The sequence below is a fragment of the Duganella callida genome, assembly GCF_004614165.1.
In the GTDB taxonomy this organism is placed as follows: Bacteria; Pseudomonadota; Gammaproteobacteria; order Burkholderiales; family Burkholderiaceae_D; genus Rugamonas; species Rugamonas callida.
The window spans coordinates 1-13,857 of record NZ_SPVG01000248.1; the positions used below are offsets into that span (position 1 = coordinate 1).

The following is a 13,857-nucleotide window of genomic DNA, read 5'->3' on the forward strand; positions in this document are numbered from 1 at the left end:
CGCCCCCGGCGCGCCGGCCTGGCCGGGCGCGGGCGGCTTGTCGTCGCGGTCGATTTTCAGCCTCGAAATATCAGGAGTTGCCATGGCCGCCTCCCCAATCGGGTTGATATAAATGCATGGTGCGGCAAAAGCCGCGTGGCCGCAAGTCTTTCCTGATTTTTAGGGGGGGGCGTCGCTCAGCGCGTGAGGGCGTGCGTGTGGATGGCCTGTCTGGCCAGGGCGGTGGCGCTGTCCAGCGCATCGGCGGGGCGGACCATGCGGTCCGGCTGCACGCCCACCGTCTGCCAGTTGGCGCGGCTCGAGGTGTTGACGGCGCGGGTGACGGCGATGACGCCACGCAACTGGCGCGACAACGGCTGGCTGGCGCCGACCACCGCGTCGCCGGCGCTCGGCGCGCCGACCACCACCGCGCGGCCCTGGTATTGCTGCAGATCGTAAGCGAAGGCTTCGGCGGCGCCGCTGGTGCGCTCGCTGATCAGCACGAACAGCGGCTTGTCGCCGCCGAAGCGGGCGCCGCGCAAGTCGTCGTCGGTCCAGTATTCCTGCAGCGCGCGGCCGTCGCGATCGACCTGGTCGTGCAGGTGCAGCCGCTTGTCCTTGAAGACATAGCTGCGCTTGTCATCCAGCAGGTAACTGGACAGCAGGGCCGCCATCGCCTCGCCGTCGCCGCCGGCTTCGCGCAGGTCGATGATCAGGGCATCGTCATCGGCCGCCTGGGCCATGAAGCGGCCGGCCGCCTCCAGCGAGGCCCGGTGCAGCGGGCCGAAGCGGGTGATCTGCAGATAACCGATGTTGGCCCCGAGCTGCTGATATTTGCGCAAGCCGTAGTTGTCGGCCGGCGCCGGTGGCGCGGCCGGGCGCTGGCGCTCGTCGCTGAGGTCGTAGGGCACGTATTCGAGGTAGGTGTGGCGGTCCGGGATGATGGCCTGCACGTCGCGCGTCACCTGCGCCGCCAGACTGCGGGCGGTGCGCAATTCGTCGTAAGCGCCGTGCGCCAGTCGGCGGCGCAACTCGTCGGCCGCCTGTTTGGCGCGCGCCGCGTCGACGTGCTGGCCCGTCAGGCGCCGCGCGTATTCGCCGACGATGTGGGCGCGCGCGGGCGCATCCAGCGCCTCGTCCAGCGGCGGCGGCGGCGTTTGCGCACCCACGCCCGGCGACAGCATCAGCAAGGCGGCAAACCAGGCGTTACGGCTCAAAGTAGTCCTCCTCCAGCATGAATTAGTTCCCCGGCAATCTTAACACTTTCCGATCAGAAAACCTCGGCGGCGCGGTACAATCCCGCCTTTCCCCGAAAACGATGTCCCCATGACGATCCCGACCACCATCCTGGACGCGCTGGCGCGCGCCGATGCATCCTGGCACCCGCTGTTGCGCAAGGGCCTGGAGGCGATGATGCAGGCCACCCCCGACTATCTGCCGCAGCTGGCGCAGGATCAGTATCTGCCGACGGAGCAGCGCCTGTTCGCCGCCTTCGCGCAGCCGTTGGACAGGGTGAAGTATGTACTGGTCGGCGAGGGACCATATCCGCGAGCAGAGAGCGCCACCGGCGTCTGTTTCATGGATGGGGCGGTCGGCAGCCTGTGGTCGGACGAGGACGGCGGCGGCTTGTCCAAGCCGGTCAACAAGGCCACCTCGCTGCGCAACTTCATGAAGATGCTGCTGGTGGCCGATGGCCAGTTGCAGCTGGAGAACACGGCCGGCGCGGCCATGGCGGCAGTGTCGGCGCGGGCGCGCAGCGGCGCCGGCAGCCACATCCTGACGCTGGCCGAGATGCAGCAAAAGCTGACCGAACAGGGATTTTTGCTGCTCAATGCCTCGCTGGTCTTCCGCAGCCACGTGGCGCCGGCCAAGGACGCCAAGGCCTGGCTGCCATTCTTCGAGACCGTCATGGCCGGGCTGGCCGACCAGGCGGCGGTCACGCCAACCATGATTCTGTGGGGGAAGATCGCCGAGCTGCTGAGCAAGTTGCCAGTCATGAAACGTTTTCCGCAAATCGTCGCGGAACATCCGTATAACCTTAGTTTTATTGGCAATAAGCTTATGCATCAGCTGTTCCAGCCCATGCGGTTGCTGCAAGGGCGATGAGGTGGTCGCCAGCAAGCTTTATTAAAGTTTGGTATACTTGACTAAATCGATCAACTAATCCGGGTTTTGATTAGCGGAAAGATCGATATTTTAACCCGAACCGAGGTAGTGATGCGTCTGACCACCAAAGGCCGTTTTGCCGTGACTGCGATGATTGATTTGGCCATGCGCCAGGGCAAAGGCCCCGTCACGCTGTCTGGCATCAGCCAGCGGCAGGCGATTTCGCTGTCTTATCTGGAACAGTTGTTCGGCAAGCTGCGCCGGCACGAGATCGTCGAGTCCATCCGCGGTCCGGGCGGCGGCTACAGCCTGGCGCGCCGCGCCGACAAGGTGACGGTGGCCGACATCATCATCGCCGTCGATGAGCCGCTGGACGCGACCCAGTGCGGCGGCAAGGAGAATTGCCATGGCGCCGACGCGCACAGCGGCGCGCGCTGCATGACCCACGAATTGTGGGCCACGCTGAATGAAAAGATGGTTGATTATCTGGATTCCGTATCCTTGCAGGATCTGGTCGATCAACAGAAGCAAAAGAACGCTGAGCAGAACGTCGTGGTCATGCACCGCAACCAAGCCGCGCTTGGCTGAGCGCTTTTGCCCAAAACGATTACAGAACGGAGTAACCCCAGATGAACGCACCAGAAAAAAAGATCGCTGACGTGAACTTCCAGACCGCGCCGCATTTCCCGATCTACATGGACTATTCGGCCACCACGCCGATCGATCCGCGCGTGGCCGACGCCATGATCCCGTATCTGCGCGAGCAGTTCGGCAATCCGGCCTCGCGCAGCCACATGTACGGCTGGACCGCGGAAAAGGCGGTGGAAGAGGCGCGCGCCAACGTCGCCGCGCTGGTCAACGCCGATCCGCGTGAAATCATCTGGACCTCCGGCGCCACCGAGTCGAACAACCTGGCGCTGAAGGGCGCCGCGCAGTTCTACAAGACCAAGGGCAAGCACATCATCACCGTCAAGACCGAGCACAAGGCCGTGCTGGACACCGTGCGTGAACTGGAGCGCCAGGGTTTTGAAGCCACCTACCTGGACCCGCAGGATAACGGCCTGGTGAGCGTGGAGCAGATCGCCGCCGCCGTGCGTCCGGACACCATCCTGATCTCGGTCATGTACGTGAACAACGAGATCGGCGTGATTCAGCCGATCGCGGAAATCGGCGAATTCTGCCGCTCGAAAGGCATCATCTTCCACTGCGACGCGGCGCAGGCCACCGGCAAGGTGCACATCGACCTGCAAAAAACCAAGGTCGACCTGATGACTTTCACCGCCCACAAGACCTATGGTCCGAAAGGCGTCGGCGCGCTGTACGTGTGCCGCAAGCCGCGCGTGCGCATCGAAGCGCAGATGCACGGCGGCGGCCATGAGCGCGGTCTGCGCTCGGGCACCCTGCCGACCCACCAGATCGTCGGCATGGGCGAGGCGTTCCGCCTGGCCAAGGTCGAGATGGACAGCGAGATCGCCCGCATCAAGGCGCTGCGCGACCGTCTGGCCAAGGGCCTGCAGGAAATCGAGGAAACCTACATCAACGGCGACATGGACCACCGCGTGCCGCACAACCTGAACGTCAGCTTCAACTACGTCGAAGGCGAATCGCTGATCATGGCCGTGAAAGACCTGGCCGTGTCGTCCGGTTCCGCTTGTACTTCGGCCTCGCTGGAACCATCTTATGTGCTGCGCGCCCTGGGCCGCAGCGATGAACTGGCGCACAGCTCGATCCGCTTCACCATCGGCCGCTTCACCACCGAGGCCGACATCGACTTCGCGGTCGATCTGATGAAGTCGAAGGTCAACAAACTGCGCGAACTGTCGCCGCTGTGGGACATGTTCAAGGAAGGTATCGATATCAATTCGATCCAATGGGCAGCCCACTAATTTTTAAAGATACAGGAGCACAAAATGGCTTACTCGGATAAAGTGTTGGACCACTACGAAAACCCGCGCAACGTCGGCGCCTTCGAAAAAGGCGATGACAGCGTCGGCACCGGCATGGTCGGCGCGCCGGCCTGCGGCGACGTGATGAAGCTGCAGATCAAGGTCGGCGCCGACGGCGTGATCGAAGACGCCAAGTTCAAGACCTATGGCTGCGGTTCGGCCATCGCCTCGAGCTCGCTGGTGACCGAATGGGTCAAGGGCAAAACCCTGGACCAGGCGCTGGCCATCAAGAACACCCAGATCGCGGAAGAACTGGCGCTGCCGCCGGTGAAGATCCACTGCTCGATCCTGGCGGAAGACGCCATCAAGGCGGCAGTACAGGACTACCAGGCTAAGCACGGCGCCGCCGCCGCGGCGTAACTATGTGCCGTTCCCGCGCAGGCGGGAACGACAACGGAGAATCACATGGCAATCACCCTGACCGAAAAGGCAGCGAAACACATCAACCGCTACATCGAGCGTCGTGGCAAGGGCGTCGGTTTGCGCTTCGGCGTGCGCACCACCGGCTGCTCGGGTCTGGCCTACAAGCTGGAATATGTGGACGAAGTGGCGGACGAGGACAGCGTGTTCGAATCGCACGGCGTGAAAGTGTTCGTCGATCCGAAAAGCCTGCCGTACATCGACGGCACGGAGCTGGACTTCGCGCGCGAAGGCCTGAACGAAGGCTTCAAGTTCAACAACCCGAACGAGAAAGACGCTTGCGGTTGCGGTGAAAGCTTCCGCGTCTGACCGGTCATGCAAAATCACTTTGAGCTGTTCCATCTGCCGCAGCAGTTTGCCGTAGACGCGGGGGCGCTGGACAGCGCCTACCGCGACGTCCAGAACCGCGTCCATCCCGACAAATTCGTCAACGCCACCGACGCCGAAAAGCGCGTGGCGATGCAATGGGCCACCCGCGCCAACGAAGCCTACCAGACCCTGAAGAATCCGCAGAAGCGCGCGCAGTACCTGTGCGAGCTGAATGGCGTCGATCTGCAGACCGAGTCGAACACGGCGATGCCGATGGCCTTCCTGATGCAGCAGATGGAATGGCGCGAAGAACTGGGCGACGCCCGCGCCGCGAAGGACAGCGACGCGCTGGAAGCGCTGGACCAGCAACTGCGCGGCGCCCGCAAGCAGCAACTGGCGCAGATCGAACAACAGATTGACGCAGGCGATTTCGCCGCCGCCGCCCAAGGCGTGCGCGCGCTGATGTTCCTCGAAAAATTCGGCGAAGAAGTCCGCTTCGCCTTTGAAGCAATCGAAGCATAAAAAGTGGGGTCAGAGCCGACATTCGGACACGAACTCAAGCATTAAATAGTTGAGCCCGTGTCCGAATGTCGGCTCTGACCCCGAATTAAAGGTACACAATGGCACTTCTGCAAATTTCCGAACCCGGCATGTCGACCGCGCCGCACCAGCACCGGCTGGCGGTGGGGATCGATCTGGGCACCACCAATTCGCTGGTGGCGACTGTCCGCAACAGCATTCCAGAAGTGCTCAACGATGAGGACGGCCGCGCGCTGCTGCCTTCCGTGGTGCGTTATCTGCCGAATGGCCATGCCAATATCGGCTACAAGGCGCAGGCCGCGCAGACCATCGATCCGAAGAACACCATCGTGTCCGTCAAGCGTTTCATGGGCCGCGGTCTGGCCGATATCGCTTACGCGGAAAACCTGCCCTACGATTTCGTCGACAAGCCAGGCATGGTGCAGCTGAATACCATCGCCGGCGTGAAAAGTCCGGTCGAGGTGTCGGCGCAGATTCTGGCCACGCTGCGCCAGCGTGCCGAAGATTCGCTCGGCGATGATCTGGTCGGCGCGGTGATCACGGTGCCGGCGTATTTCGATGACGCGCAGCGTCAGGCCACCAAGGACGCGGCCCAGCTGGCCGGTCTGAATGTACTCCGCCTGCTGAGCGAGCCGACCGCCGCCGCCATCGCCTATGGCCTCGATAACGGTTCGGAAGGCATCTTCGCCGTCTACGATCTGGGCGGCGGTACCTTCGATATTTCGATCCTGAAGCTGAGCAAGGGCGTGTTCGAGGTGCTGGCCACCGGCGGCGATTCGGCGCTCGGCGGCGACGATTTCGATCACCGCCTGTTCTGCTATATCCACCAGCAGGAGAAGCTGGCGCCGCTGTCGGACGAGGACACCGCGCTGTTGATGGTGAAGGCGCGCGAAGCCAAGGAACTGCTGTCGACCAAGTCGGAAGTGATTGTCGACGCGGCGCTGAAGTCGGGCGAGCAGGTGCACATCAACATTACCGCCGAGACCTTCCAGGAGATCACCAGGCACCTGATCGACAAGACCATGAAGGCCATCAGGAAGGCGCTGCGCGACGCCAATGTCGATGCGGACGATGTCGATGGCGTGGTGATGGTCGGCGGCGCCACCCGCATGCCGCATGTGCACCGTGCGGTCAGCGAATACTTCCACACCACGCCGCACGCGAACATTGATCCGGACAAGGTGGTCGCGCTGGGTGCCGCCGTGCAGGCCAATCTGCTGGCCGGCAACCGCGCCCCTGGTGATGACTGGCTGCTGCTGGACGTGATCCCGCTGTCGCTCGGTATCGAGACCATGGGCGGTCTGGTGGAAAAGATCATTCCGCGCAATTCGACCATCCCGTGCGCCCGCGCGCAGGAGTTCACCACCTTCAAGGATGGGCAGACCGCGCTGGCGGTGCACGTGCTGCAGGGCGAGCGCGAACTGGTGGCCGATTGCCGTTCGCTGGCGCGCTTCGAGCTGCGCGGCATTCCGCCGATGGCGGCCGGCGCGGCGCGCATCCGCATCACCTATCAGGTCGATGCCGATGGTCTGCTGTCGGTGTCGGCGCGCGAGCTGCGCTCCGGCGTGGAAGCGTCGATCAGCGTCAAGCCGGCCTATGGCCTGGGCGATGACGATGTGGCGCGCATGCTGCAGGATTCCTACAAGTCGGCCGAAGTCGATATGAAGGCGCGCGCGCTGCGCGAAGAGCAGGTGGAAGCCGAACGCATTCTGCTGGCGACCCAGGCCGCGCTGGAGGAGGATGCGGAGCTGCTGTCGGACGACGAGCGTGTCGCGGTCGATGCGCTGATGGCCCGCACCCGCGAGATCTTGGCGCAGTCGCAGACCGGCGCGGTCGATCATCTGGCCGTCAAGGCGGCCGTGGAAGCGCTGGCACATGGCACCGAAGAATTCGCATCGCGCCGCATGGACCGCAGCGTGCGCAGCGCGCTGGCCGGCAAGGCGCTGGACCAGGTCGTTTAAACATATAAAGAGGTAAACAAGTGCCACAAATCGTATTCCTGCCCCACGCAAAACTGTGCCCGGACGGCGCGGTGGTCGATGCCCCAGCCGGCAAGACGCTGTGCGACGTCATGCTGGAGAATGACATCCACATCGAGCACGCCTGCGAGAAGTCCTGCGCCTGCACCACCTGCCACGTGCTGGTGCGCGAAGGCTTCGATTCGCTGAACGAGGCCAGCGAAACCGAGGAAGACCTGCTGGACAAGGCCTGGGGCCTGGAAGCGGTCTCGCGCCTGTCGTGCCAGGCCGTGGTGGCCGACGAGGATCTGGTTGTCGAAATTCCGAAGTACACCATCAATCACGCTAGCGAAGGCGGTCACTGATCATGAAGTGGACTGACATCACCGCGATTGCGGAAGCGCTGTACGACAAGTACCCGGACGTCGATCCGGCCACCATCCGCTTCACCGATCTGCACAACAAGATCATCGAGCTCGAAGATTTTGATGACGACAAGTCGCGCGGTGGCGAGAAAGTCCTCGAAGCAGTTCAGCAGGCATGGATCGATGAAGCAGCCTAAGAAACCGGTACACCAGATCGGTGCCACCGTCACCAGCGCCGACAACATGCCCGAAATCCGCGAAGGTCAGACTGTCGCGCTGCTGCAGGAGCTGCACATCCTGACCCGCGAGGGCAAGATGAACCAGGACAGCCGCCGCAAGCTGAAGCAGGTGTATCACCTGTACCAGTTCATCGAGCCGCTGCTGAAGGAAGTGCTGGCCGAGAAGGACAGCGTATCGCTGGTCGATCACGGCGCCGGCAAGTCCTACCTGGGCTTCATCATCTACGACCTGTTCTTCAAGGCGCTGCAGGGCGATTCGCACATCTACGGCATCGAGACGCGCGAGGAACTTGTGGCCCGCTCGCAGGAATTGGCCAAGCAGTTCAACTTCCCCGGCATGTCCTTCCTGCCGTTGTCGGTGGCCGAGTCCACCGAATCGAAGCTGCTGCCGGAGCAGATCGATATCGTCACCGCGCTCCACGCATGCAACACCGCCACCGACGACGCCATCCAGTTCGCGCTGAAGAAGAAGGCCAAATTCATGGTACTGGTGCCGTGCTGCCAGGCCGAAGTCGCGTCGGTGCTGAAGAAGAACAAGGGCCAGTCGCTGGGCAAGTCCGCGCTGACCGAAATCTGGCGCCACCCGATCCACACGCGCGAATTCGGCAGCCAGATCACCAACGTGCTGCGCTGCCTGCAGCTGGAAGCGCACGGCTACCAGGTCAATGTGACCGAGCTGGTGGGCTGGGAGCACTCGATGAAAAATGAACTGATCATCGCCACCTATAAAAACCTGCCGCGCAAGCGTCCGGCCGAGCGTCTGAAGGAAGTGCTGGACACCGTCGGCCTGCAGGAAATGAGCACCCGATTCTTTACCGAAGAGGCAGCGTAATGGACAACTGGCTCGATCTGCGCAGCGACACCATCACCCGTCCCGGCGCAGCGATGCGCGCAGCCATGAATGCGGCCGACGTCGGCGATGACGTTTATGGCGACGATCCAACCGTCAACCGCCTGCAGGAATATGCTGCCGATTTGTTCGGCTTCGAGGATGCGGTGTTCGCGCCCTCCGGCACGCAGAGCAATCTGCTGGCGTTGCTGGCGCACTGCGGTCGCGGCGACGAGTACCTGGTCGGCCAGGAAGCGCATACCTATCGCTATGAAGGCGGCGGTGCGGCGGTGCTGGGCAGCATACAGCCGCAGCCCATCATCAACCAGCCGGATGGCAGCATCGCGCTGGCCGACATCGAGTCCTACATCAAGCCGGATGATTTTCACTTCGCTCGCACCAAATTGCTGGCGCTGGAAAACACCATCAACGGCCGCGTGCTGCCGATGGAGTACGTGCAGCAGGCGACTGCGCTGGCGCATGATAAGGGCCTGTCCGCCCACCTGGATGGCGCGCGCATCTGCAATGCGGCCGTCAAGCTGGGTCTCACCCCGCGTGAGGTCGTGAAAGGTTTCGATTCCGTCTCCGTCTGCCTGTCCAAGGGCTTGGGCGCGCCGGTTGGTTCGCTGCTGCTGGGCAGCCGTCCTTTCATCAAGGACGCCAAGCGCTGGCGCAAGATGCTGGGCGGTGGCATGCGCCAGGCCGGCGTGATCGCGGCCGGCGGCCTGTATGCGCTGGAGCACAACATCCCGCGCCTGGCCGAAGACCACGACAACGCCGCTTACTTCGCCGGCGAACTGGCGAAGATGAAGAACATCAAGGTCAGCACGCCGCAGACCAATATCTTTTACGTCGACATTCCACAGTTCGTGCTCAAGGGCCTGGGCGATGTGCTGGAACTGACGCGCATCCGCGTCTCGCTGGCGCCGCGCCTGCGCATCGTCACGCACATGGATGCGAAGCGCGAGGACATCGAGCGTGCCATCACCGTGTTTGGAGACTTTTTTGGATAACGACGACAACAGCATCCGCCTCGCAAAGCGCGTGGCGGAGATGCGACCTTGCTCGCGCCGCGAGGCGGAGTTGTACATCGAAGGCGGTTTTGTCAGCGTCGATGGTGTCATCACCGAAGAGCCGGGCGCGCGCGTCACGCCTGAACAGCAGATCACCGTCGCCGATGACGCGACCTTGCTGGAGATCGTACCCGTCACCATGCTGCTGCACAAACCGGCCGGCGACGGCCAGCCGCAGCATCTGCTGAAAGCGGAAACGCAGACGCGCAGCGTGCCGGGCAAGCGCTTCCTCAAGCGTCATGTCGCGAATCTGACGCAGGTGCTGCCGCTGGACGCCAAGGCCAGCGGCCTGACCGTGTTCACCCAGGATTTCCGCGTCGCCCGCAAGTTCAGCGACGACACGGTGGAGCAGGAGATCATCGTCGAAGTCACCGGCGACATCATCGAAAACGGCCTGCAGCAGCTGAACCAGATCAACGGCAAAGTGAGCTGGCAAAACGAAAACCGCCTGCGCTTCGCCATCAAGGGCCTGAAGCTTGGCCTGATCGACAAGCTGTGCAAGGAAGTCGGTCTGACCGTGGTAAGCATGAAGCGCATCCGCATCGGCCGCATCGCCATGGCCAGCCTGCCGGCCGGCGAATGGCGCTATCTGCAGGACTACGAGCGCTTCTAGCGACCGCGCTGTGCAAGCGCCGAACGGGCAGTCGTCATTTGGCTCCCCCGGTCTGCGACAGGATGAAGGCGTAAGTGTCGGCCGCTTCCGCGTCCTGTTGCGCGCGGGTCGATCCCATGCCGTGGCCGGCATCGAAGTCCACGCGCAGCAGCACCGGTTTGCCGCTGGCTGTCGCCGCCTGCAGGCGTGCCGCCATCTTCGCCGGATGGAAGGGCGCCACGCGGGGATCGGTGACGCCGGTGGTCAGCAGCACCGCAGGATATTTGACGCCGTCCACCACCTGCTGATAGCTGTCGATACTTTTCAGCGCCTTGAAGCCGGCCGGATCGGCGATCGCGCCCCACTCAGGTTCTTCGCCGTAGCCGTTTTGCTCCGCGACGTAACGCAGAGGGTTGTGCCAACCGACGCCGGACACCACGGCCGCAAACAAATCGGGCCGTTCTTCCAGCGCGCGGCCCATGGTGATGCCGCCGGCCGAACGTCCGCCGATGGCCTGGTGGGCAGGCGAGGTGTAGCCTTTGGCCTGCATGTCTTCGCAGACGGCGATCAGGTCGCGCCAGGTGTTGGGTTTGTTTTCCAGTTGACCGGCGCGGTGCCATTCGCGGCCGAATTCACCACCGCCGCGCACGTTGGCGTAGCCGACGATGGCGCCCTGATCGACCAGGGCCAGCGTCTTGCCCGCAAACGAGGGCGTGTAGGCGGCCGCGCCATAGCTGCCGTAAGCCGAGATGAAGGCCGGGTTGGAACCGTCCATCTTCAGGCCTTTTTTATAGATCAGCGAGTACGGGATTTTGGTGCCGTCCTTGGCGGTGGCGTAGCGCCGCTCGGTGGTGTAGGCGCTGACGTCGATCGTCGGTTTGGGCGTGATGCCGGTATCGGCCAGCTTGCCGTCGGTGGCGACCGACCAGACGCCGCTCGGTTGCAGCCAGCCGGACAGGATCACCAGCGCGCCCGGCGCGTCCGGATCGGCTTCCACGGAGCCGAGCGTGCCGTCGAAGGGCAGGGCGATGTCGGCAAGCTTGCCGTCTGCGTCCAGTCGCCGCAGGCGACCGAGGCCACCATCCATGGCGCGGATGTACAGGCCATCTTTCGCGCGCGCCAGTCCTTGCAGCACGATGGCGGATTCCGCCACCACCTCCTTGGCGCTGCTCAGCGACGGCGACCTGGCCGAGGTTTTCAGCAGGCGTCCGCGCGGATGTCCCTTGTTCGATAGCAGATACAGATCGTCGCCGTGCAGATCGAGTTCGGTGACTTCGTCTTCAAAGTCGGCGGCCAGCTTCCATTTTGCCTTGCCGCTGAGGGCCTCCTTGAGCGGCGCGGTGTAGATGCGTTTTTCCTGGCGCACGTCGGCCAGGATCAGCACCGCGCTTTGCGCATGCGGCGCCACGCCGATGAAGGGCATCTGGATTTTTTCGTAAGCCACGGCAGCATCCAGGCCGCGCTTCATCAGGACGGGATCTTTGGCAGGATCGCTGCCGATTTTGTGGAAGCGCGCCTGCGCGTCAAGGAAGCGTTCCGGCGTGTTCACCTTGCCGGTCAGCTGGGTGTAAAAGAAGCCGGAGCCGTCGTCCAGCCAGTTCGGGTTCGCGGCTTGCGTATCGGCGATGCGCTCCTTCAGCACCGTGCCGCTGCGCACGTCCATGATGTGCAGCACCGAATCCTCGCTGCCGTCCTGCGACAGGCCGTAGACCAATTTGCTGCCGTCGGGCGAGGCCTGCCACCAGTCCAGCGAGGTATGGCTGGTCTTGGTGTCCAGCGTGGTGGGATCGACCAGCACGCGGTCCTTGCCGTTTTCGCGCACGAACAGCTTATAGTTGTTGGAGCCGGCGGGACGCTGCTGGAAGAACAGCCGTGCGCCGGCCTTCTGCACGCGCGAGGTGGCGGCGATGTCCCCGGACAGTTGCTGGATGCGTTTCAGCAGCTCATCGCGCTTGGGCAGCATATCGAGCACGGCGCGGGCATGAGCGTTTTGCTGCTTGAGGAACGGCAGCCAGTCGGGATCCTTGTCGTTCTCCATCCACCGGTAACGGTCGACGATGGCTTCGCCGAAGTAGGTATCGGTGACCGGCGCGACGCGCGCCACCGGCGCCGGCGGAATGTCGGCGGCAAAGGTGGCCGAGACGGTCAGGGCTAGTAGAACTCCGACAGCTTTCATGTGCAATCCTCCGTGGCGAAAACACCCATTTTGCCACGGAAGATTATTGAAATTACACCGCTGCCGCAGCTTTCTTCTTTTTTGGCAACGGTGGCAGCTGGACCAGGCGCGTACCGGCCAGTTTGTCGTGCAGGAACTGGCGGTCCTTGTCGAGGAAGGCCGTGAGCGACCACAGCAGAATGCCGGCCAGGATCGCGCCCAGCGCCTGCCAGCGGTGGAGGTCCAGCGCCAGCGCGACGATCAATGCTGGCAGGATCCACAGCCAGCTCAGCAGATAGCGCAAGGTGGCGGCGCGCGTGCTGATGCCGCCGCCGTCGACGCCGACCAATTTCATGCGCCAGGTTTTCATGGCCAGCGTCTGGCCGTCGCGCCGCCACTGGTGGATGAAATAAAACCCCAGCACCAGGAAGGCCAGCGCCTGGCGCATGTGCTCGATCACGGGCGTATGGCGGGCGCCAGTCGCCACTTCAAACACCAGGAAGGGCAGGAACAGCACGGCAAAGCCGAGCAGGGTTTCATACACCATCGAGATCAGGCGGCGCTTGACGGTCGGATTGGTCGTGGCGGGATTATTTGACATCGGCAGGGGCAGGTTGGGGCGGTGCGGACGAGGCTGGCGCGGCGGTCGCCGGTGCCGCAACGGGCGCCGGCGGCACCGGCGCGCCGGGACCGGTCGGCACTGGCGTCACGTTGGAGGCATTGGGCAATGCGGCATTCACGTCGGTCGCCGGCACGACGGGCGGCACCACCGGCGTGGCCACGCCCGGCGTGGCCGGCGGCACGGCCGGCTTGATCGGCGCCACCGTGTGCATGCGCGACTGCGCCGCGGTCGGCAGATTGGCGACCTGCTTCTTGGTGGCCGCCTTGGCCGCCAGCTGCTTCTTCTGCTCGTCGGACAGTTGCTGGTAGTTCTCCCACGACACCGATTTCTGCGTCGGATCCAGCTTTTGCGCGCGGGTGAAATTCTTGCGGACCTGGCTGCGTTGTTCCGGCGTCATGCGCACCCACTCGCGCATGCGCTCCTGCACGCGGGCCTGCTCGTCCGGCTTCATTCTGGCCCAGCGCTGGGCGATGCCCAACCATTTCTGCTTGCGCACCGGCTCCATCTGGTCCCACTCGCCGGCCAGCGGCTCCAGCGCCTTTTGCTGGATCGGCGTCAGATCCTTCCAACGCGTCTTGTCCTGTGCCTTGGCGTTGCCGCTGACTGCCGCCACCGGCGCCTTGACGAGGTCCGGCGCGTCGGGCCGCGAACCTACCCAAGCCGCGCCAGCCACTGCTACCGCTAACACCGCTGCTCCCGTACCCCACTTGGCGCGACTGCTCAA

Annotated in this window: 16 protein-coding genes; 12 read left to right on the plus strand and 4 right to left on the minus strand. The window is 63.6% G+C overall.

What is annotated here, in order from left to right; translation table 11 throughout:
* Positions 1 to 176: 176 nt before the first annotated feature.
* On the minus strand, positions 177 to 1,196 hold the full coding sequence (locus E4L98_RS25345; protein ID WP_135204312.1) for a S41 family peptidase: 1,020 nt from the start codon (positions 1,194 to 1,196) through the stop codon (positions 177 to 179).
* A gap of 109 nt (positions 1,197 to 1,305) precedes the next feature.
* Here E4L98_RS25345 and E4L98_RS25350 point away from each other — a divergent pair, with 109 nt between their 5' ends.
* The 12 genes from E4L98_RS25350 (at position 1,306) to E4L98_RS25405 (ending at position 10,377) form a co-directional block, all read left to right on the plus strand.
* Complete coding sequence (locus E4L98_RS25350; RefSeq protein WP_135204313.1) at positions 1,306 to 2,085, plus strand: uracil-DNA glycosylase family protein; 780 nt, start codon at positions 1,306 to 1,308, stop codon at positions 2,083 to 2,085.
* 111 nt (positions 2,086 to 2,196) lie between these two features.
* A complete protein-coding gene (iscR, locus tag E4L98_RS25355) occupies positions 2,197 to 2,673 on the plus strand; it encodes a Fe-S cluster assembly transcriptional regulator IscR (protein ID WP_135204314.1) in 477 nt (158 codons plus the stop codon).
* 41 nt (positions 2,674 to 2,714) lie between these two features.
* A complete protein-coding gene (locus tag E4L98_RS25360) occupies positions 2,715 to 3,971 on the plus strand; it encodes an IscS subfamily cysteine desulfurase (protein WP_135204315.1) in 1,257 nt (418 codons plus the stop codon).
* Between the two features lie 24 nt (positions 3,972 to 3,995).
* The gene (gene iscU, locus E4L98_RS25365; RefSeq protein ID WP_135204316.1) at positions 3,996 to 4,391 is read left to right on the plus strand and encodes a Fe-S cluster assembly scaffold IscU; all 396 of its coding nucleotides are present in this window, start codon (positions 3,996 to 3,998) and stop codon (positions 4,389 to 4,391) included.
* Between the two features lie 45 nt (positions 4,392 to 4,436).
* Positions 4,437 to 4,760 carry an iron-sulfur cluster assembly protein IscA gene (gene iscA, locus E4L98_RS25370; protein WP_135204317.1) on the plus strand — a complete coding sequence of 108 codons (324 nt, stop codon included), beginning with the start codon at positions 4,437 to 4,439 and terminating at the stop codon, positions 4,758 to 4,760.
* Positions 4,761 to 4,766: 6 nt separating this feature from the next.
* Complete coding sequence (hscB, locus tag E4L98_RS25375; RefSeq protein ID WP_135204318.1) at positions 4,767 to 5,282, plus strand: Fe-S protein assembly co-chaperone HscB; 516 nt, start codon at positions 4,767 to 4,769, stop codon at positions 5,280 to 5,282.
* A gap of 98 nt (positions 5,283 to 5,380) precedes the next feature.
* Positions 5,381 to 7,261 carry a Fe-S protein assembly chaperone HscA gene (hscA, locus tag E4L98_RS25380; protein WP_135204319.1) on the plus strand — a complete coding sequence of 627 codons (1,881 nt, stop codon included), beginning with the start codon at positions 5,381 to 5,383 and terminating at the stop codon, positions 7,259 to 7,261.
* Between the two features lie 20 nt (positions 7,262 to 7,281).
* Positions 7,282 to 7,623 (plus strand): ISC system 2Fe-2S type ferredoxin, encoded by a 342-nt coding sequence (gene fdx / locus E4L98_RS25385; protein WP_135204320.1) that lies wholly within the window; start codon positions 7,282 to 7,284, stop codon positions 7,621 to 7,623.
* A gap of 2 nt (positions 7,624 to 7,625) precedes the next feature.
* Positions 7,626 to 7,820 (plus strand): Fe-S cluster assembly protein IscX, encoded by a 195-nt coding sequence (gene iscX, locus E4L98_RS25390; RefSeq protein ID WP_135204321.1) that lies wholly within the window; start codon positions 7,626 to 7,628, stop codon positions 7,818 to 7,820.
* Positions 7,807 to 8,694 (plus strand): class I SAM-dependent methyltransferase, encoded by an 888-nt coding sequence (locus E4L98_RS25395; RefSeq protein WP_135204322.1) that lies wholly within the window; start codon positions 7,807 to 7,809, stop codon positions 8,692 to 8,694. The genes iscX and E4L98_RS25395 overlap by 14 nt, the downstream gene beginning before the upstream one ends.
* Positions 8,694 to 9,704: a low-specificity L-threonine aldolase gene (gene ltaE, locus E4L98_RS25400; protein ID WP_135204323.1), complete on the plus strand. Its 1,011-nt coding sequence runs from the start codon at positions 8,694 to 8,696 to the stop codon at positions 9,702 to 9,704. The genes E4L98_RS25395 and ltaE overlap by 1 nt, the downstream gene beginning before the upstream one ends.
* Positions 9,697 to 10,377, plus strand: a complete 681-nt coding sequence (locus E4L98_RS25405) for an RNA pseudouridine synthase (protein ID WP_267874928.1) — start codon at positions 9,697 to 9,699, stop codon at positions 10,375 to 10,377. Before ltaE ends, E4L98_RS25405 begins: the two co-directional genes overlap by 8 nt.
* 34 nt (positions 10,378 to 10,411) lie before the next feature.
* Here E4L98_RS25405 and E4L98_RS25410 read toward each other — a convergent pair whose 3' ends face one another.
* The 3 genes from E4L98_RS25410 to E4L98_RS31100 are packed head-to-tail and all read right to left on the minus strand — an operon-like array spanning position 10,412 to position 13,821.
* Positions 10,412 to 12,532 carry a prolyl oligopeptidase family serine peptidase gene (locus E4L98_RS25410; RefSeq protein WP_135204325.1) on the minus strand — a complete coding sequence of 707 codons (2,121 nt, stop codon included), beginning with the start codon at positions 12,530 to 12,532 and terminating at the stop codon, positions 10,412 to 10,414.
* 52 nt (positions 12,533 to 12,584) lie between these two features.
* Positions 12,585 to 13,112 (minus strand): RDD family protein, encoded by a 528-nt coding sequence (locus E4L98_RS25415; RefSeq protein ID WP_135204326.1) that lies wholly within the window; start codon positions 13,110 to 13,112, stop codon positions 12,585 to 12,587.
* Positions 13,102 to 13,821 (minus strand): DUF3106 domain-containing protein, encoded by a 720-nt coding sequence (locus tag E4L98_RS31100; RefSeq protein ID WP_267874929.1) that lies wholly within the window; start codon positions 13,819 to 13,821, stop codon positions 13,102 to 13,104. Before E4L98_RS31100 ends, E4L98_RS25415 begins: the two co-directional genes overlap by 11 nt.
* Positions 13,822 to 13,857: the final 36 nt, after the last annotated feature.